The organism is Halobacillus litoralis (genome assembly GCF_020524025.1).
Taxonomy (GTDB): domain Bacteria; phylum Bacillota; class Bacilli; order Bacillales; family Halobacillaceae; genus Halobacillus; species Halobacillus litoralis_D.
In genome coordinates, this window is the sequence record NZ_JAIVKN010000002.1 from 464637 (window position 1) to 484284 (window position 19648).

Sequence of the window (19648 nt, forward strand, 5' to 3'; positions counted from 1 at the left end):
TCGTCCTCCTTTATTAGAGGTCAAACTCATGCTCTGATCTCATGTTAAGCAGATATCCAAGCATGGCGAAATAGAAGATCGTAAAGGCATCGCCTTCCCAGATGTTATAGACCATTCCTGCTGCATAAGCAGCAAGCAGGATTGCCACAAGCACCGGGCCAAGCATCGTTTCTTTGCGCTTTCTCCAAATATGATAGAGCATATTTAATAGGAAGACGGCAAAGAGGATGACTCCGACCGCTCCGGTCTGCGTAATGACCTGGATATACTGGTTGTCTGAGAAGAATTCACGTTCAATGCCGTATTCCTCATAAATTGGGGATCCGTAGCTTAACGTCGCCCCGTCACCAAAGGTCGCAAATCCGGTACCAATCACCGGGTGGTCAAGGTAGATTTCAAACCCTTTATTCACAATCCAGAGACGGCCCGACTGGCTGCTCTGTTCGCGTGTTTCTTTATCAAAGGTCGACCCGAGGCGATCTTTAAAGCTTCCTTCACTTTCATCGTACTGGGACTGCTTCTCTTTTTTCTCTTTCCCGAAGTCGGTATTTTCAACAATGGATGTTCCGATACTGACCGGTACGGCAATAAGAAGAATACCGGCTGCGAGAGACAGCAGTAATGGCTTTAAGAAGTTCCATTTTTTCGCAACGATCACGTAAATCACTAAAGCAAGGGCGTAGGCAATCCATGTTCCTCGGGAATACGTTAAACTCCATACTCCAAACAGACAGGCAAGGGAAATATACGTCAGCCACAGCCATTTGCCTGTGAAACGATTTCTGAAATACATAATGATTAACGCAGAAAACGACAAGTAGTAGGCGAGTACGTTTGGATTGCCGGTCATGCCATAAATCCGAATCCGGTTTTTAGCCGATAGCGGCATGTTCTCCCAGCTCTCAGGCAGGAACAAGCCTCGGAGCGACAGCTTTTCGATCATGCCGTGTACGCAGATAATAAACGTCATAATGATCGTTGTCATAATGAACTTGTTGATGTCTTCCTTGGTGATGTGCAGTCTTCTTACAATATAAAACACAAGGTAGAAGAGAAGGAAACCACGGATCTGGAAGATGATTGCCGTCAGTGACACTCCTGTGAGATAAGCGGATACCGCACCGACGATAAGAAAACCGAAGAACGCATATTCAAACCAATAAAACTGGAACAGCTTCTTCAAGTCTTTCCGGTACATAAGAAGGATACGGAATAATAGCGCAAAGATAATGATGTCACCGATTCCTTTTAACGCCGGGTTAAACTCCAATAAAAACGGCCGGATCGGGAAATACATAAATAAAATAAGCAATGAGTTCTTCGGCTGCGCTAACGCATATCCTGCAAAAAAGAGCATGATGATAAGGTCGATGATGGTATGATCAAGCGCCGCGCCAATAAATAAAACGGCAAGCGCTAAAGGTACAAAGTAGAGTTTCTTAAATTCAATGGGCATCGCTGGCACCTCTTTTCTAAGATGATTGGTTGGTGTTGTTCATTGTTTTCCGGTATAGATCTTTCTTCATGGCGTAGTTTTTGAACAGCGCCCATAACAGGGTGTCCGTCCGGTTCACCTGTTTAAATTTCTCCGCAAAATTATATTCCATTTGAGTCAGAGCTTCGCAATGTTCAACAAAGGATTTCTTATTCCATTCAATGAACCCTTCCGCTGTCTTTACATCAGGGGAAGCGAGCTGACCTTTATAATGGTTTAATTCCAAAAAGCCATCGAACGCAATCGCCTGCGATTCAAATACTTTTGTCGCCTCCACCTTCTTCTCATGCTGCTCGGTTGTATCGACAAGGCAGTTAATCGCATCAGGCGGAAAGGCACAGTTAATTTCGTAAAGGCGCACTTTCACCTTCACGTCTTCCATCCGCTTTAACGTATCGCTCAGAAGTCTAGCTGTTGCGGTATGATCTCTATGCGCATCGATGAACGGTGTCGTGTAAATGATTTCCGGATCAATCTCGAGGATCTTCTTTTTCAAATACTGAATGTTCTCAGGATTGCTGTTGACCCCGCCATCCGGCTGATTCATATAGGAAACGCTGGACAAACCGAGGATACCTGTTACACGGTCTATTTCTTCTTTACGCTTCGCTTTTAATTCATCGATGCTCATTTCGCTGACACTGCTTGCGCCGTCTGTAATGAACAAACAGTGGATTTCTGCACCTTGATCGGCATGCTGGCGGAGCGTCCCGCCGGGCCCGATCGTTTCATCATCCATATGGGGAGCAAGAACGAGTACGCGTTTCACCGGCTCGTTGACGACCGGTTTCATATCCCCTTGATAATGACGTCCAAGAATAAATTTCGTTACAGGTGCGTTGACAGGACGGACAGCATTCATGACGAGCTCTTTTCTACTCATGACGCGTCTCCTTTCTTTTTCCGTTTCGTTACATTATTTAATAAGAACATAAAGGCGTGGGTTTTCATGACAAAAGCAGCTCCCGCAAAGACGATCGCGCCGACAATGGCGACAATGATAATCTGAACGATGTTCGGGAGGCTTGTGATCAGCTGCTGCACGCCAAGAACGGCAGCACTCATCAGCGCGGTGGCAATCGTAATTTTCAAGTAGTCCACGAGGATATACTTGAAGTCCAGTCCTCCGACAAGCTTGACGAAAACGATCAGGCAGGCGCCTGTATAGAATAACGCCATAAGAGATGCCGCAAGCGGAATCCCAAGATAACCGAGCCATTCTGCAAAGATAAAGTTGAAAACGACATTGAGCAGAATCGACCCAAGACTGATGATTAAGATCAAGTGACCTTTTTTCAATGTATAAAAGCCTTTATTAATAATGTTATTTAAGCTGAAGAACAAGACCGAGCCAAAATAGAAGTAGGCGACCTGAGTCGTTGCCATCGTGGCCTGATCGTTAAACGCTCCGCGCTCATAAAACAGTTCGATCAAGTTCGGCATCAGAAGCATCATCCCGATGATCGCCGGCATAAGAACGAGATACATGGTCGTCAGACCTTTTTCAATCCCTTTCTTAAACTGCCCCGTATCGTTCGTTGTGATCGCTTTAGATAAAATTGGAAAAATAATCGTGGCAATGGTCACACCAAAAATCCCCTGCGGCATGTGCACAAGGTTTTTCGCGTAGTTAATATACGTTACGGCCCCTTCGCCCTGATAACTGGCGAAAATCGAACCGACCATTAAGTTGACCTGACCGACCGCGACCGTTAATCCAACGGGGAGGAAGATCCAATAGAACGCCTTCACTTCCTGCCAGTCAATTTTCTGTTTCAGGTCCATCGATTTCTGCGGTACGACGATGAACGACTTAAAGATGAGCGACAAAATCGTACCCGCTAAATACCCGTAAGCGAGGGAGTAGGATCCAATTTGATTTGCAAACAGGAACGCTCCTGTAATCGAGCTTAGAATGACGATGATCTGTGACACAATGGATAATGAGAACTTATTTTCCGCATCAAAAAACGCTTCGAGCACGGAGTTCATGCCGACAAAAGCGATACAGGAAAAGAAGATGACCGTCACCCATGTGGCGATTTCTGTTGCCTGCGGGCTGAAGTCTGGATACAAGAGTGGAATGATGACGGGTGCAAGTGCCATGCCGGCAATCGATAAGACGAGTGCTAATCCGGCGGTTCCTTTAAAGACTTGTCCTAAGTATGATTTTCCGCGTTTTTCTTCGGCGGCTTCGATATAGCTTGGGACGAGAGCGTTCTTCATTCCGTTCTGCATGAACAAGATGAGCATGTTTGGAATGATGAAGGCGGCTAAGTACGCATCGGCTACGTAGCTGTCCCCGAAATAGTAGGCAATGACCATGTCCCGGATGAGTCCGGAGACTTTAAGGAGCAGGGTGGCTCCGATAAATAAAATACTCGCTAAGCCTAATTTTGATTTCACAATAATACCTCTCTTACTGCTTCGCTAATTCTACAAAATCTGCTATGTATAACTATAGTTCATACTTTCTGATTTTACCATATCCTTAATACAATCGTAATCGATCAGTCATATCTTTTCCATAAATGGGTAATGCGCATGATATGTTTTTTTATCAGTCTCCTGATCCAGAAAAACTAGTTTCGAGACGATGGCAGCGAATATGGTGTTGGGAGAACGACTCTCTTTCCGTGGGCATGCGCTGAGCCTCCTCAGACTTTTAGTCTTCCGGGGTCTCACCTCACATGTTCATCCCACAGGAGTATCGCCGTTATCCCAACACCACGTGTTTATAAAATTCTCGAAACCGTGCTCCATCGTAAAGCGAGTTCCCTCCCCTCTGCGCCTTAAACTCACCAAAATTCTTTATAGTCAATTCTTTATGTATCCCGTCCCATCCTTTAGTGCCCCTTATGAAAAAAGAAAAGAATAAGGAGTACACAAATTCATGTATACAAAGTTGTTCACTTTCTTCATAACAAGAACAATCCAATTGCACGACACTCAGCTGGGAAGGAAGGGAAAACAGGTAGACTCCTGCGGGAATAGCAGAGCAGTCGAGACCCCACAGGGCGGAGCCCGAGGAGACTCGGCCCCTGCCCGCGGAAAGCGGACTGTTTTCCCTTCCTTCCCTCTCCTGTTTCCAGACTTATCGCTATACCCTTGTGTACATTACATTAAACCTAAAAAAAGAACGACCTTCGTTTGGAAGGTCGTTCTTTTGGTTTGATTAATTGCGGATGCTTTCAAGATCGTTTTCTGTTTTCTCTGAGATTGCTGCGTTTCCGCCCAGGTAGTAGTGCTGCGGGCTGATGGACAGGCGATCGATATAGTTTCTGACACTTGATGGGACTTGGTCCGTTTCTGTCAGGATGATCGGTGATTCCAGCGATGCCGCTAGTGGTGAACCGGACAGGGCATCGACAACTTCGTGTCCTCTTGCAAAGAAGACGTCTTCAACCCGCTGGGAGATGAAGTATTTTTCTGCAATTTCGACACTTGTGCTGTAACGGTCAGATCCGGATACACGTTCAACGGTATCAACTTCCCGCTTCAGCTGCTCTTCTACTTTATTATGGACGGCGTTTGATCCGCCAATGATGGTTGCTTTTTCTACGTTGTTTTCACGAATGAACTGAATGATGTTCTCCTCGAGCTTATACGGCAGTGTCAGCATAATCGGTGTATGCTCCTGTCCCGCATAAGAGGCAATGGACAAGGCATCTGGTGATGTTTCATCAGAAGTTGTGATGAAGATTTCATCGACAGCTACTTCCTCTGCAACTTCATCCGCTACTTCATAGGCTGTTTCAAAACGTGTTGCACCAGATAGGCGAACGACGTTGCTCGCGCCAAATTGATTGTTCAACTGCTCTTCGACAGAAGAACCTACAGCCGCTTCACTTCCTAATAGATAAATGGTATCAGGGTTCATGCGGTTCAGTTCTGTCTGAACAGATGCAGGAAGCGTATCGGTCTGCGTTAACAGAAGCGGTGAATCATAAAAAGATGCCAGTACGCTTCCTGTCAGGGAATCAATCGGCAGATCCCCGCGGCCGATTACCGCAACGCTTGGGTCGTTCCAGTGCCAGCCATAGTTTGAAAGGGCTGTACTTGTTTCATAGCGGTTCACCCCTGCAAGGCGGTAGCTGTGTGGCTGCTTTTCTTTGGATAAGAAACTGGAAGCGACATATCCTTTTGTTCCGTTGGACGTTTTAACTGGATACCAGGACCAATGCTGGGTGTTGCTGTCTGATCCTACAGGCACATCGGTAATCGTCAGTGCGTCCCCGCGCTCAAGACCTGTGATAACTGAACCATTTGGAGCAACACGCATATTCAAACTTCCTGCTGTGACGTACACTCTCTCCCCAGGCTGGAAGTTATTCTTTGTCGTATGAACAGGTCCTGTTGTTTCTACGTTATCGACACCAAACGTTAGAATGCCATCGACTTCAGGCGTGAGTGTATGCGTCGGGAATGGTGTAACATCAAGAAGTCCATAGACACGCAGACGCTGATATATTTTCTCTTGATAAGCGGTATAAGCATGAGCTAACGGATCGTTACGCTCAGATAAACCGTTGTAGGCTAAAATAGCGAAATACCAGTTCTCGATAATTCCTTTATCTCCATTATTTACGGAAGGGATTAAATCGTAATCGGCATAGTTCCATTTCGTCTGAAGGATTTTTAAACCTTCACGAATGTTGTAGCGCATATCTGTTGCGAGTTTTGTAATTTCTTCTTCACGCTCTTCATCATTTTCGATGAAACGGTAGTCGGACACCTGCATAATTCCAATTCCGATACAGTCATAGCCAAGTTTCAGGTTGGTTCCGTCCCAGGCCATGCCCCGTGTTTTCTCTTCTGTACAATAGTTTTCGTAGTGATCAACTGGTGTACGGTCAGGATCCCAGTACTGCTGCCAGCCACTTTCCTGATAAGCGATCGCTTTTACGATTTCAGCTGGAATACCGAAGTTATCCGCTTCTTCTGTAAGCATACGGTTAATTTCGGCATAGCTTGGATTCTCATACTTCTCATTGACTTCTGTACCTGTACTTTGTGCCGTGACATTGTTCTGCAGAGAAACTTTCTCTTGCTGCTTCTTCTCTACCACGTCGCCGGATTCAACAATGAACGAGTCAGACGCCATGCCTTCAGGTTCTGTTCCGACACCCTTCTCTCCGATAATCGGATATTGAATGTTGATTTCATTTTCGTTCCACTCAAATGTTGCACGGTCATACGCATCGGATTCATACACGACATCCGCGCTGCCTTCATTCAATTGATAGACATCAAAAAACAGACTCTGTGCTGAACCGTCTGCACGGTAGACGACAACCAATTGAGGCGTGCTGCCTTCAACCAAATATACATCCGTGATCTTGCTCAGTTTCGTTGTTTGTTCAAGAATCTCCGCGCCTTGCTGCTTAACGACAACGGATGTTTCAAATTCATTGTTCTGGATGTCTGCTGTTGTCTCGTCGTTTAATTGTATCGTTTCACTTTTCTTCTCAATAACCCACGATTGAGTCGTCTCTGCGCTCACCCATGAAGGTGCAAGTACACAAGCAAGTAAAAGCGTCAAAACAGATAATAGGTGTTTGTTCACTTTAAAACCGCCCTTCTTTTTATTTTTCAATGTTTGTTAATTCTGAGTTCATGGTGTAGCCGTTCTCTCCCTTGTCTTCCACTTTCTCTTTGATCAGACCATAATCAGGAGCATAGAAAGAAATCGATTTTACATTTTCACCTGATGCACGTTGAACGACAAATACGTCTTCGAACTGTTGATAAGGTGTCTGGGTGGACTGCTTCTCATCTAAAATCTGCCAGTCACTGCCTTGTTTCGTAACATCAACCAGGACATCAATCGTTTCATAGGACTCAAAAGAATCGAGCTGGCTGGATGTATCTTCCGGATTGGATTCCTGATAGACGAGGGAAATCGTTCCTTCTTTCCATTCAAGAATCTGAAGAGTGACCATATCACCAAACGTGATGACTTGCTGCACATAACGGTCATTCACATCAATGATTTCATGTGTTGCTTCTAATTCGCCGTTCTGGATAAACGTTTTTGTCATGGGTCCTTCCGGCATATAGGCTTTCAGACCGACAGCAGAACTTGTACTTTCTTCCTGCTCTTCAGTGGATGCAGAAGTGACGGATTCCTCTTCATCATCTGCCGCCTCTTCTGCAGGTTCTTCCGTTGCTGTTTCTTTTTCCTCTTTCTGATCTTCCATTTCTTCGTCTTCTGTTGAAGCATCCTCGGTTGTTGTATCCTCCGTTGTTTCTGCTTCTTCAGAAGCCTCTTCGCTGGTAACGGCTTCTTCTGTTGACTCGTCTTCTTTCGGTTGTTCTTCCGTTGCTGCTGATTCTTCTAATTCATCTGCCTTATCTACATCTGCTTCTCCACAGGCACTTAATAGAAGGACGAACAACAACGTGAACAGTGATAGCTTTTTCATCATTAAACTCTCCTTTGTTCGTTCTAAGCTGCTCGCTTAATTCAAGTGATTCACCATTTCATTGCGGCTGTTTTTATCGATGACAGCTCCGATGACCTGTAGCTCATCGACAACATTTTCGCTGCCATATTCACTTAACTGCTTTTCAATCGTTGGATTTAATTCATCCCCTACTAAAATTAGAGGAGCGTTCGTTCTTGCTGAAATCGCAGAAGCTGTTAGAGCATCCGGGTAATTTTGACCTGTCGCAGCAAGTACAGTGCTTGAGCGCATGTCGTCCTCGAAATAGTCAAGCGCTGCTGCTACGGTTTCATAACGGTTCGCACCGGATAACCTCGTTACCTGGTCGCCGCCGTTTGATTCAATCAGCGTTTCTTCCACTTCTTCCGAAACGACAGCCGTCCCGCCAAGAATCGCGACTTCTCTGCCGTTTAAGTAGTTCAGGCTTTCCTGTGAGATTTCGTCTTTGTCTGTCAAAACGATCGCCCATCCATGTGCAGCTGCAATGGATGATGCTTCAAGCGCATCCGGGAAGCTTCTGCTTGATGCAACGAAAACGCCCTCTACATTGGACAAGCCTTTATTGATCTCTAAGTTGGAGGCAATCCGGTCTTTACCAGCCAGACGCTCCACTACGAAATGCTGCTTAAGATCATTTTCGACTTGAGCAGACAACGCATTTTCCCCACCTAAAATGACAACTTTCTCGGTATTTAAGCGCGATAGTTCTTTCAACACATCTGCACTTAGTTCATCTTTTCTATTTAAAAGAATCGGTGCATTATCAAGCTGAGCTGCAAGAGGTCCGGCAGAAAGAGCATCAGCAAATTCAAAGGCCGTTGCAAGGACAACTGTTTTCTCACCATCTAAACCATTTGGATAAAGCTGTTTGGAAACTTCGATCGCTGTTTGAATACGATCTTCACCAGCAAGCGTAGTCGTCTTAAACGAATAGTTGTACTCCGGTGTATCGTTACTCCAAACGACTTTATTGCTCTCTGTATGAGTTACTTTCGTGCTCTCCCAATTCTCTGCATAAGCAATTGCTTCTTTTTCACGATAAAAGGTCTTCATAAGTCCTTTTTCTGTATGAGAAACAGCAAAATCCTCATCTAAGTAATTGCTCCACACCACTTGATCTTTGTTTCGATCAATAACGCTCGTATTCTTCCATTTCTTTGCATAGTTGAAAGCTGATTCAAAGTCATACGCTTCATAGATGACCCCTTGGCTGGAGTGCTCTACTTCGTAATCTTTTTCAAGATAATCCGACCAGACGACGCGGCCAAGTTCGTTGTCAACGACTCTCACATTCTCAAAATCTTCCGCATAGGCAATGGCTTCGTCTTTGGTAAAAAACGTTTCATTTACGGAACGATCGCTGGAATGGTAGACTCCGTAGCGCTTCACAGCCCCGTCATAGATTTTCTCCTGATTGAATTTATCAAAGACATACGCACTCTCCATAGACTTGGCGTAGTCGATGGCCTGCTCTTTATTTTCAAATACTTTCACACGATTTCCATCGTATTCATAGACTTCGAATACACTGAAAAACTCATCGACCCCTTTTAATACAGAAGCCGCTGCCTTCTCCTGGAACGAAGACGTTTTAATCAGGGCTTCTTCCGTTGGGTTGGACATATATCCAAACTCTAAAAGTACCGCAGGCATGTGTGCGTTTCGTGTGACATATAAATCGCTCGGGATAATTCCGCGCCCTTCCCATAAAGGCGTGCCTGCCAGAATGTTCTGGTGCATCGTATGGGCCAGACGTTTACTCTCCGGGGAGTATTCAATCTGAACCGGATCCGGTGGGTATGTTTCATTAATCCCTTCATCGATATCGAAGTAATAGGTTTCGTACCCTCTCATGTAAGGGTTGGATGGAAGGGAATTTGAATGTACAGATATGTAGATTGATTGATCGTTCTTTCCTTCAATCGCTTCATGAGCCAAATCTAATCTTGCCTGCAGATCAGCGTGCAGACTCCCCGCAAGCTTACTGTCATCTGTTCGTGTCATATGTACGTTGTAGCCATTTTTCTCTAAGATCTCTCTTAACCCTTCAGCCATTTCCAAGTTAAAATCTTTCTCATAATATCCTGTGGAAGCACCGGAATAGCCTGTGGTACCAGAGGAGCTGCCCCCGTGACCAGGATCAATCACTACATTTTTTTCTGCGTGCGCCTGAAGTGGATAAAGAACAAAAAGTGCAAAAACGATTAAGAAACCAGCAATATGTAACTTCTTCATGTTTTCCTCCTAAAATCATCTCGTTAGTTCTCCAAGGTCTTCCTTCGGCTGTCAATTTGTTATAAATGAATGGCTGCTATTCTTTCACCTCTTTCTATTTGTTTGAATGCTGCGAGATTGGTAGATTGATAGATTGTTGTAGTGGCGGATGTTTAGTCTATAGATTCAGCGGGTAAATTGTAGATAGAATGGGTAAGGAAGTGGCTTTTGTCGAATAATGGTCTTTCGTTCACAAATAAATAGATAATGGAAAGTGTCCATTATCTTCTTTATCGGCATATTTCGTTCATCTATTAACAAATGATGACAAATCATCCTATAGTCCCACATTATGTAATAAATATTGCCAAAATAACCCTAAACCTATGTAACATACCAATTATATAAGACGATTCGTCAACAAACAACACGACTCGCTATAAATTAACACAATTTCAAACTTTCCGTACAAAAGTATTACATGGTATATAGAAGAATAGTACTAATTGAAAAGAAGATCGTTTGCGCTTAGCAGAGCAAACGATCGTCTTTTTTAATTGTTACTTTTCGGCCCTGCCCATAATCGTTACTATTAGGTAAGGCCTTATCCATAAGACTCACTCACGAGGTAGTCGGCATCTCACAGCACCCCGCTTTTTAAGGAGGACTATGGAAGGCGGCTTCTGCGCCGGGTCAGAATGGATGAATGTTCTTTGACGAAGTCATCATATATATGAATGATGAGCGCGCGTGGAGCCCGAGCTTTAACGAATGGGTGGATGATCATCCATGGTTTCAAATAGAAGAGGTCCCCCATCATAAATGAAACAAAGTCACAAGCAATGATCGGTTAATACAGAAAGAAAAAACCGGAAAATCATGGTTTAGGGAGCTCAGTTCACGATCAACAGTCCTGTGTTATGTTGTAACGTAGTCTTACACGCTCCTTACAAAAAAGCAGTATTTAAATCGGGGAGGAAATCATTATGGGGTTATTCTTCTATATTACGATTGTTATTGGTTTATCTCTTATGTATTATGCGTACGTAAAAAAACTGGATCATTCAATAAAAGAGAAGGAACTTGAGTTGGAAGAAAAAAAGGTAGAGTTAGAAATAAAAAAGTTAGACAACACTAATGAACGGCAGGATCAAGAGACTGAAAAGCAGTAACATACTGACATTCGATGGATAAGGCTTCTAAAAGCAGCTTTTCATGTGATCAAGTGCGTTAAACAGGATCACCAAACAACTGCCATCTGTAAAACTTCTAATTATTAACTACAAACCTTAACAGAGCAAAAAAGAGCCGCTGCGTTTTTAACAGCGGCTTTTTTCTATTTGTCCTTCCATACTTTCAGAAGGAATAAAGGTAATCTAATTTGACGCTTGATCCGCCATGGTTCGGATATTAAGCGGTAGAGCCATTCCAATCCGAATCGCTGAAAAATAGCCGGAGCTCTTTTCACGCGGCCGGAGATGACGTCGAACGACCCGCCAACGCCTTGGAATATGTTTACGTTTAAGTCTTTCATGTGGTCGACAATCCAGTACTCCTGCCGTGGACTGCCAAGAGCCACGAATAAGATATCCGCCTCTGATTCATTAATGGTCCGAATCACTTTGGCTTCATCTTTTTCATAACCGTCCAGAACACCTGCAACTTTAAGGTTCGGGTATTTTTCCTTCAGGCGGTCTTTCGCTTCTTCCGCAATACCCGGCTTTGCTCCGTACAAGAATACCGATTTGCCATGCTCCGAAGCCTGCTCGCATAAAGTCAGCAGCATATCAATGCCTGTGACGCGCTCTTTTATGTTTCCTTTGTTCACTCGGGAAGCTAAAAGAACACCAACACCGTCCGGGATTTGATACGTCGCTTTATTTAACAGCTCCTTGAGGTTTTGATCCTCCTGAGCTTTTAAAATCTTTTCTGGATTAATGGCTACGATAAATGACTGCCTTTTTTGATTGATATCTTCTAAGACGCTGCGCTTCAATTGTTCATATGAATGACTGCTGACATCTACACCTAAGAACTGTTCCTTCATGTGTTCACCTTATCTTTATCCGTTTTTAGAATCGCCTAGACGTTTCGCAACAAAGCCTGAGGCCTTCCACTCATCCAGGTTCAAGGCATTTTTCGTATCAAAAACGACACGGTTGTTCATCTTGCTCTTCAAATATTCAGGATCCAGCGCTTTGAACTCGTCGTGATCCGTCAAAATAACAACGATATCAGCTCCGTCTAACGCTTCATCCATGTCCTGTGTCTGATTTGAAACGACGTTTTCTTTAATGTGGGGATCATAGCTTGTGAAGCTGATTCCTTTTTCCACCAGTTCCAAAATAACCTTCAGCGACGGACTTTCACGCTGGTCATCAATATTGGCTTTGAACGAAAGACCAAATAAAGCAACCTTCGGATCCTGAATGAACTGATCCTTCATCAGCTTCTCGATCTGCTGGGCCGTGTAGACCGGCATGTTGTCATTGGTGTTGCGTGACAACTGGATGATCTTAGAAAGCTCAGGCTCAATCTCAGCTAAGAACCAAGGATCGACAGCGATACAGTGACCGCCTACACCAGGACCAGGTGTATGAATATTGACACGTGGGTGATAGTTCGCTAACTGAATCGCTTCCCAGGAGTTGACGCCGATTTTATCACTGATCAGGGCTAATTCGTTCGCAAACGCAATATTCACGTCACGGTAGGTGTTCTCAATAACTTTAGCCATTTCAGCTGTTGTTGCATCCGTCAGATGGATGTTTCCTTTTACAAAGGACTCATACAGCTCTTTCGTCATAATTGAGGACTCTTCGTTGATTCCTCCGACGATGCGGTCATTGTCCACAAGTTCCTGAAAGACTTTCCCAGGAATGACGCGCTCTGGTGAGTGGGACACAAAGAGTTCGGTGCCTATTTCAAGACCTGTTTTCTCAAGAACCGGGAGCATCACATCTTCAACCGTACGCGGTGGTACAGTAGACTCTAAAATAACCAGATTTCCTTTCTTCACAAAAGGAGCAATGGATTCGGTTGCTTTACGTACATAATCCAGATTGGCTGTTTTATCTTCTCTGATCGGTGAAGGCACCGCAATAACAAAGACATCCGCTTCAACCGGCTCCAGGGATGCTTTGAAGTTACCTGCATCAACGGCTTCTTCCAGACGTTCCTGCAGACCGTTTTCTTCTATATGAAGCTGCTTTGCGTTAATCATATCGACAGCTTTCTGATTGACATCAACGCCATGCACGTTGTGACCGTGAATGGCAAACATAACGGATGTAGGAAGTCCAATGTATCCTAACCCGACAACACACAGTGACTTTTTCATACAACAATACTCCCTTTCTCTTCCCGTACAAATTCGTAAATCTTTTCTATATAGTCATGTTAGTTTCATGTATAACTGTTATATCTTTGGTTTGTCCTGCTCCTTATATCATTCGACAACAATCAAACTTTATGACGTTTGCTGTCTATTTCAGAGCTCCGGATCCTTATCAGACCCATTTGTTATAGGGCAGACACCTTACGTTTCCCTTCCTTCGTACCCCGTCAAACCTATTATTTATTTAACTTTTTCATTATATCTGATTTATATCAAGAGTTCTATTCATCGGAGAAAATATGACTATTCTCCAAGGAAATTTAATGGAATAGTCACGAACTTGTAACAGTCTGCTCATGCGCACCAAACCTTTTCTCTGATATACTTTGGAGAAGTATTTTCTTTTATTGAAAGGAACGAAACGCTATGACAGTCAGACGCTATCAACAAGGGGACGAACCACAAATTCAAGCCTTGTTTCAAAAAACATTCCATCAGGAACGCCCGCTTCAGGCCTGGGAGTGGAAGTTCAAGAACAACCCGAAACACGAAAATCCTTTCATCCTCGTTTTTGAAGAAGAAGGAACGATTCTCGGTCATATCAGTCTATGGCTGATGGACGCCTATATGAAAGGACAAAAAGCGAAAGTAGGGGTCCGTGTCGATACGATGGTCGACCCGGAAGCACGTGGCAAAGGTATCTATAAAAAGTTAAATGATGCGCTTGTTGAAGAAGCAGCAAAAGACGGGATTACTTACCTCTATGGATTCCCGGCACCTAAAGCGAAGGAGCTCTTTCTCCGCTATACCGGCGCCAGTCATCTTACCGACATGCCCCGGTGGATGTATGTTCAAAAGCCGGTCAGTCTGCTCGCGGCCAAGTTTGCCCCGCTTAAAGCGCTCAAATCCTTCGATCGCCTCTACGCAAAAATCAGAGGCACTAAAACGCGGGAGCATGACTATAAAGTGAAAGAAATCACCCAGTGTGATGAAGACTTCGACCGTCTGGCGGAGAAAACCAAGCATACCGCGGACGGCTTGGTTGTGCGTGATGCGGAATACTTAAACTGGCGGTATTTCCAGCACCCGGCGCACACGTATAAAATGACTGCCCTCTATAAAAACAATGAGTTAGCGGGCTACGTCGTGACAAACCAGAAAGCAGGCACGTTTATTAACGGAATGATCGTCGATTGGCTTGCAGTCGATGATTCAACAGGTGCTGTGCTGCTTGATGAAGCCCTGCAGGTACTCTCCGATGCTGATGTCGTTCAGTCGTGGGCGCTTCCTCATACGTGGGCGGCACAGACGATGAAGGCGAAAGGATTTGTCCATAAAGACAGCCCGATGCCTCTGGTAGGAAAAGAGATTGACCCGGAGCAGACCGACATGAACGACCCTGCCAAATGGTTCATCACACCTGGAGATGTCGACTCCTATTAAACGGTTATTATACTTTATTAAAGAGGAATGCTTGTTAAAATATGAAACTGAAAATGATTAGTAACATCATGGTGATATGTGGTGTAATCCTTTTAATTCTTTCACTGCTTCTTCCACTTAAGGAGTTGAACGAACATTTTAATTTAACGTTAAATGTGGGATTATGGCTTTTTGTTTTAGGAAGTATAATCAAATTCACTCTTAAAAGGGAAAAAGAAAAGAATTAAAATAACGCTGCACACAAAATGGATGCTGTAGTTGAACATGTGATTACTGCATACCAATATAAAAAGGGAGCCTGGATATCCAGGCTCCTTTTTTGATATACTTCACGGTCATTCTTTTGTTCTTTACGATTTTTCCTTATTCCTTTCTCGTTCCCTCTTTGAAAACAACCCAATAACCGGGCGCTTCCCACGATAGACGACACCTGTCATTTCAGCAAAGAGATGCAGCAGGATGAGAATAATAAACGTGATAAGAAGCGAGATTCCGAATGATGTCAAAGAGAATAGAAGAGCAAGAAGCCCAAAAAGGGCACTGAAAGCATAAATGATTAAGACCGTAGCCCGGTGGCTGAATCCAGCAGCCAGAATTTGATAGTGAATGTGCTTATTGTCAGGCATCATGATCTTCTGTTTATTGATAAAACGGCGCAGAATCGAAAACAATGTATCAAAGACCGGGACAGCCAGCACAATAATTGGAATCACAAAGCTGAATAAAGTTACGTTCTTAAACAATCCAACCATGGAGATGACGGCCATAGAATAGCCAAGGAATAGAGAGCCCGTATCTCCCATATAAATAGAGGCCGGATGGAAGTTATGAAAAAGAAAACCGATGTTGCTTCCGATCAGAACAACACATAAGTAGACAATCGCTACCTGTGGTTCGATCGCCAGCGCCATGACAGCGATACTGATAAGAGAAATGGTAGAGACACCAGCAGCAAGACCATCCAGCCCATCGATCAAGTTGATGGCATTGGTAATACCGATGATCCAAAGAAAAGTAAAGATGATACTGATAGGATCATTTAACGAAACCATTCCGATAAAAGGGATACTCAGAACGTCAATTTTCAATCCTGAAAATATGAGAACCCCGGCAGCAGCAACCTGCCCGCCAAGTTTGAGTATCGGCTTGATTTGATAACGGTCATCCATCAAACCAGTTAAGACGATAATGAAGGCACCGATACAGATCGGCAGGAGATAAGGCATTTCCGGACGGATATAGAGCATTCCTGCAACAGCTCCGCCGAATATAGCCAGCCCACCCATTCGGGGTGTAATTTCTTTATGGATTTTTCTCATCTCTGGATAATCCATCATCTTCCATTTCACAGCCAGCTTCATTACCGGAAACACTAACACATAGCTTACAGCCATAGACAAAAGTATTGCTATTATGATATCTACATAAAAGTTCATAAAAATCCTCGCTTACTTCTAAAGTTTACTCTGTGCGGTTGGTTTATTATAGCATAGGGATGCGAAGATTCAGCAGGTGCTGATCTCATTTCGTAGTAATAGCTATGTATGTAATAAACAACGAAAAACACCGCTCTACTAATCCCCAGCGATGTTTTTACTCTATTCATTATTTCAACTGTTCGATCAGTTGGTCAATCACTTCTTGAGATGATAGCAATTCTGAGTTTTCTGTTCTCTGAATAATGTTCTGTAAAACTTCTTGTAAATTATCCATGATACCCACCTTTTCAAAATTGTATTCTATAAATCTCTTATTTACTTAAACGTTCGTTTCTAAACGACTTTTTATGACGGCATCCTATGTATCTATCCCATTAGACGTCTCTTCGTACAGATAAGTTTCACTATTTCATATATTTCCGAGGAAATATGTCAAAATTTTTCAAACAACTTTCTATATCATAAGCTATTTTGATGAATAAGAAAAGAAAATATCGACACTCTTAGTATATGTTTTTTCGACAAAGCCGTGAGAAAAACAAGGAAACAGCCTAGAAGAGTAAAATGAATGCTAGGCTATTTCCTTATTTTCCTAAATATAGACGAAGGAGCGTCTGTGATTGGTGTCGTTTCAATGGGCCAGTCCTCATAAGGTGTGTCCAGATACTGGGACAGGGGAAATTGTGCCGGGGCGAACTGTCCCCCGTCCCGAATGTATGAGTTTATGTGCACCTAAGTATAATGAGCTCTCACAAGACTGTAGAGTGGATGACCGATGGCAGGGAAGTCTTCTACAGACAGCTTGTCTCATGAAGTACGCTTCATAACTCCTCTTTCCTTATTCTTTAACCCCCTGCAGTTCCTGAACTTTATTCTCTTGAAAAAAACGCCTGATGTCTTGAATGCTGAGACCCAGATGCCTGGCTTCTCTCAATAAAGCTTCCCATTCTTTATCCACAGCCTGATTCTGTTTCTCCATCAAAGCTCTCCCCTTTTAATCAGCCATTCAATTGATATCCTTTTTTTCCTCATTTGCGTATTTATGAGTCAGCAGTTCTTCTAAAGGTACACCTAATGTTTTGGCTAGTTTACCCATGACAATAAGGGACGGATTCTTTTGAACGCCTCGCTCGATATTACTAATATAAGACTTAGAAACTCCAGACCGCTTCGCAAATTCATTAACCGAGTAGCCTTTTCCTGTTCGTAACACCCGGATTTTCTCTCCGATTGATGCCACTCTCATCTAACTCACCTCCACAACGCCAAAGATACGGCAGAAAACATTCCTGCTTTTGTTCTTTATTAAGAATATTATAAACGTTAAACTATTGGAAATAAACTATTTTTTCACTATAAAGAACAAATGGGTCTTATTTCTCCCTTAAAATCTACTTTTTCTTCTATTATTTTCGTTTTTTGAATGTTGGATATGGATTAGTGATTCCGCCAGAATGTATAAGCGTTCAATGTTTTGGAACAAAAATACTAGTATCGCAGCGTACATGCACTGTTCTTCATTTATAAACGGTATTTAGAACGGCTTTTTCAGCAAGGTCTGAAGGGGAATGGGGAGACTCCTGCGGGATGAGCATGACAGGTGAGACCCCGGAAGACCTTAACCACCTCAAAAAACTCGTAATCCAGTCTCCCCCCTTCAATAACCGTGAGTAATTTTCTTGAGAACCATAAAAAATAAACCAGCTCCCCTCGCTGGTTTATCCTTCTTTGACGCTGTATTTTTGTCTGAATTCCTTGGGTCCGATCCCTTCGATACTTTTAAATACCCGGGTGAAATAACTCTGACTGTTGTAGCCAAGGAGTAAGCTGATATCCATTAACGAATGGTGAGAGATACTTAGAAGCTCCTTCGCCTCTTTAATGCGCTGCTGATTAATAAATTGAGTAATGGATACGCCCATTTCTTTTGTGAAAACACCGGAAAGATAATTGGGATTCACATTAAGAGAGTCTGCAATTTTTTTCAGCGTCAGATCACTGGTCAAGTTTTGAAAGATGTACCTTTGTGATCTGTCTACAAGAGGGGAGTGAAGCTGCTGCTTTATACTCCTCACTCGATCTAGAAACGACTTAATAACGATTGATTCCAGCGAATGCAGCTCTTCAATGGTCGTTTTCGTCTCTAGAAAATGGATGTAGAAATCACCCAGCGAGTACACTTCACCTCTTGTGGCCCCATTGTCTACACAGAGATAGCTGATCTCTGACACTAGACGGATAATATGGTTTTTATATTTTCTTATATCCTCTTTTATATGAGAAGCGTATTTCTCCATGTGAAGGTGATAAGCTTCGAGACATTGTTCATCCCCTTTTTCAAATAACTCAATAATTCTCTGCCTGGAATCTGTAACATCCGGATAGGAGTGCAGGGAGGTCGTGTACTCTTGATACTGCCTCCGCAGCTTTCTATCCATCTCCTCTTGCTTTTCCTTAGATTCATCCCTCGGCAGGATTCTTTTCAACATACTCTCTATAGCACTGATCTGCACTTGATTGATTACCGGGAGCTGTTCAAAGTAATCGACAAGCTCCTCTTCCCAGTCTGTAGATAAACCATTTCGAATTAAATTGAAGTGGATGTGTTTTCGTTCGACTTCCTGTTGAAGAAAAGGTCCCGCCCCGATGACTAATTGATCTCCTTGTTCATTGGTCACTGGGTACAAAAGCATATGTGCTTCATATGGATCTTTCATAAGCTGGAGGGTATAAGGGAACTTTCTGCTCTCTTCTATGTATGTGTTGTGAAGATCCCGTAAAACTTCCGGAGGCTTTCTAAACGTATCAGGGAAATGATCCATAATTTTGTTTTCATTATTGATCAATAATATAGGAATTCTCAGTGCAACCGAACAATCCTTTAACAAATTGATCAGTTCAAAATTTGTCATAGTGCCTGCTCCTTTTTTCACATTCTCTATCCATTCATTATAATAGGTTCAAACAAAAAACACACCCTTTTAGTAGAAAGGGTGTGTTTATACGGTTTTACAAGTTCTTAATCCGGTTCTTAAAAAATTTTTGACCTCTTCTTTACTTAACCCTATATCCTTAGCTTCTTTCAGCAAATGCACCCATTCATCATCTATCCGTTCGTCTTTAGGTACAATGTTCTTCACATTCAAGCCCCCCAGTGTTCGGTCGAGTTTATAACCCGGAATTTCAAGAACTTGTAAATCTATATCCATTATAATGGATTATTAAGGAAGTTTTTTTAACAATTTTCAGATTAGTTTTAAAATATTCAGTTACT

The 19648-nt window shown here is 43.1% G+C and carries 15 protein-coding genes; 2 read left to right on the forward strand and 13 right to left on the reverse strand.

Annotated features, from left to right (window positions below; genetic code table 11):
• Positions 1–13: 13 nt before the first annotated feature.
• The 6 genes from LC036_RS08855 to LC036_RS08880 all read right to left on the reverse strand — a co-directional run bounded on the left by LC036_RS08855 (position 14) and on the right by LC036_RS08880 (position 10176).
• Complete coding sequence (locus tag LC036_RS08855; protein ID WP_226581185.1) at positions 14–1456, reverse strand: O-antigen ligase family protein; 1443 nt, start codon at positions 1454–1456, stop codon at positions 14–16.
• Positions 1457–1472: 16 nt separating this feature from the next.
• Positions 1473–2378: a PIG-L deacetylase family protein gene (locus LC036_RS08860; RefSeq protein ID WP_226581188.1), complete on the reverse strand. Its 906-nt coding sequence runs from the start codon at positions 2376–2378 to the stop codon at positions 1473–1475.
• The gene (gene murJ, locus LC036_RS08865; protein WP_226581190.1) at positions 2375–3901 is read right to left on the reverse strand and encodes a murein biosynthesis integral membrane protein MurJ; all 1527 of its coding nucleotides are present in this window, start codon (positions 3899–3901) and stop codon (positions 2375–2377) included. The genes LC036_RS08860 and murJ overlap by 4 nt, the downstream gene beginning before the upstream one ends.
• Before the next feature lie 769 nt (positions 3902–4670).
• Positions 4671–7061, reverse strand: a complete 2391-nt coding sequence (locus LC036_RS08870) for a cell wall-binding repeat-containing protein (RefSeq protein ID WP_226581193.1) — start codon at positions 7059–7061, stop codon at positions 4671–4673.
• A 19-nt stretch (positions 7062–7080) separates the two neighbouring features.
• Positions 7081–7920 carry a hypothetical protein gene (locus LC036_RS08875; protein ID WP_226581195.1) on the reverse strand — a complete coding sequence of 280 codons (840 nt, stop codon included), beginning with the start codon at positions 7918–7920 and terminating at the stop codon, positions 7081–7083.
• A 36-nt stretch (positions 7921–7956) separates the two neighbouring features.
• Positions 7957–10176: a cell wall-binding repeat-containing protein gene (locus LC036_RS08880; RefSeq protein WP_226581198.1), complete on the reverse strand. Its 2220-nt coding sequence runs from the start codon at positions 10174–10176 to the stop codon at positions 7957–7959.
• Positions 10177–11141: 965 nt separating this feature from the next.
• Between LC036_RS08880 and LC036_RS08885 the strand changes: the two genes are divergently transcribed.
• Positions 11142–11327 carry a hypothetical protein gene (locus tag LC036_RS08885; RefSeq protein WP_226581201.1) on the forward strand — a complete coding sequence of 62 codons (186 nt, stop codon included), beginning with the start codon at positions 11142–11144 and terminating at the stop codon, positions 11325–11327.
• A 164-nt stretch (positions 11328–11491) separates the two neighbouring features.
• Here the strand turns inward: LC036_RS08885 and LC036_RS08890 are convergent, their stop codons facing one another.
• Positions 11492–12202 (reverse strand): WecB/TagA/CpsF family glycosyltransferase, encoded by a 711-nt coding sequence (locus LC036_RS08890; protein ID WP_226581204.1) that lies wholly within the window; start codon positions 12200–12202, stop codon positions 11492–11494.
• A 15-nt stretch (positions 12203–12217) separates the two neighbouring features.
• Entirely contained in the window at positions 12218–13495 is a 1278-nt protein-coding gene (locus LC036_RS08895; protein ID WP_226581207.1) for a nucleotide sugar dehydrogenase, read from the reverse strand.
• Positions 13496–13918: 423 nt separating this feature from the next.
• Between LC036_RS08895 and LC036_RS08900 the strand changes: the two genes are divergently transcribed.
• A complete protein-coding gene (locus tag LC036_RS08900) occupies positions 13919–14935 on the forward strand; it encodes a GNAT family N-acetyltransferase (protein WP_226581209.1) in 1017 nt (338 codons plus the stop codon).
• Positions 14936–15285: 350 nt separating this feature from the next.
• Here the strand turns inward: LC036_RS08900 and LC036_RS08905 are convergent, their stop codons facing one another.
• The 5 genes from LC036_RS08905 to LC036_RS08925 form a co-directional block, all read right to left on the reverse strand.
• Positions 15286–16371, reverse strand: coding sequence for a glycosyltransferase family 4 protein (locus LC036_RS08905; RefSeq protein ID WP_226581211.1), 1086 nt, complete (start codon positions 16369–16371; stop codon positions 15286–15288).
• A gap of 841 nt (positions 16372–17212) precedes the next feature.
• Positions 17213–17353, reverse strand: coding sequence for an anti-repressor SinI family protein (locus LC036_RS08910; RefSeq protein WP_226581214.1), 141 nt, complete (start codon positions 17351–17353; stop codon positions 17213–17215).
• Between the two features lie 27 nt (positions 17354–17380).
• Positions 17381–17620, reverse strand: coding sequence for a helix-turn-helix domain-containing protein (locus tag LC036_RS08915; protein ID WP_226581217.1), 240 nt, complete (start codon positions 17618–17620; stop codon positions 17381–17383).
• Positions 17621–18092: 472 nt separating this feature from the next.
• Entirely contained in the window at positions 18093–19286 is a 1194-nt protein-coding gene (locus tag LC036_RS08920; RefSeq protein WP_226581220.1) for an AraC family transcriptional regulator, read from the reverse strand.
• An 87-nt stretch (positions 19287–19373) separates the two neighbouring features.
• Positions 19374–19514 carry an anti-repressor SinI family protein gene (locus LC036_RS08925; protein WP_226581222.1) on the reverse strand — a complete coding sequence of 47 codons (141 nt, stop codon included), beginning with the start codon at positions 19512–19514 and terminating at the stop codon, positions 19374–19376.
• Positions 19515–19648: the final 134 nt, after the last annotated feature.

What these genes read in the sequence shown, in the direction of transcription:
- LC036_RS08860 (WP_226581188.1), bottom strand. Translation starts at nt 2,378, where the DNA reads ATGAGTAGAAAAGAGCTCGTCATGAATGCTGTCCGTCCTGTCAACGCA.
- LC036_RS08855 (WP_226581185.1), bottom strand. Translation starts at nt 1,456, where the DNA reads ATGCCCATTGAATTTAAGAAACTCTACTTTGTACCTTTAGCGCTTGCC.
- LC036_RS08880 (WP_226581198.1), bottom strand. Translation starts at nt 10,176, where the DNA reads ATGAAGAAGTTACATATTGCTGGTTTCTTAATCGTTTTTGCACTTTTT.
- LC036_RS08920 (WP_226581220.1), bottom strand. Translation starts at nt 19,286, where the DNA reads ATGACAAATTTTGAACTGATCAATTTGTTAAAGGATTGTTCGGTTGCA.
- LC036_RS08915 (WP_226581217.1), bottom strand. Translation starts at nt 17,620, where the DNA reads ATGAGAGTGGCATCAATCGGAGAGAAAATCCGGGTGTTACGAACAGGA.
- LC036_RS08910 (WP_226581214.1), bottom strand. Translation starts at nt 17,353, where the DNA reads ATGGAGAAACAGAATCAGGCTGTGGATAAAGAATGGGAAGCTTTATTG.
- LC036_RS08875 (WP_226581195.1), bottom strand. Translation starts at nt 7,920, where the DNA reads ATGAAAAAGCTATCACTGTTCACGTTGTTGTTCGTCCTTCTATTAAGT.
- LC036_RS08895 (WP_226581207.1), bottom strand. Translation starts at nt 13,495, where the DNA reads ATGAAAAAGTCACTGTGTGTTGTCGGGTTAGGATACATTGGACTTCCT.
- LC036_RS08905 (WP_226581211.1), bottom strand. Translation starts at nt 16,371, where the DNA reads ATGAACTTTTATGTAGATATCATAATAGCAATACTTTTGTCTATGGCT.
- LC036_RS08890 (WP_226581204.1), bottom strand. Translation starts at nt 12,202, where the DNA reads ATGAAGGAACAGTTCTTAGGTGTAGATGTCAGCAGTCATTCATATGAA.
- LC036_RS08885 (WP_226581201.1), top strand. Translation starts at nt 11,142, where the DNA reads ATGGGGTTATTCTTCTATATTACGATTGTTATTGGTTTATCTCTTATG.
- LC036_RS08900 (WP_226581209.1), top strand. Translation starts at nt 13,919, where the DNA reads ATGACAGTCAGACGCTATCAACAAGGGGACGAACCACAAATTCAAGCC.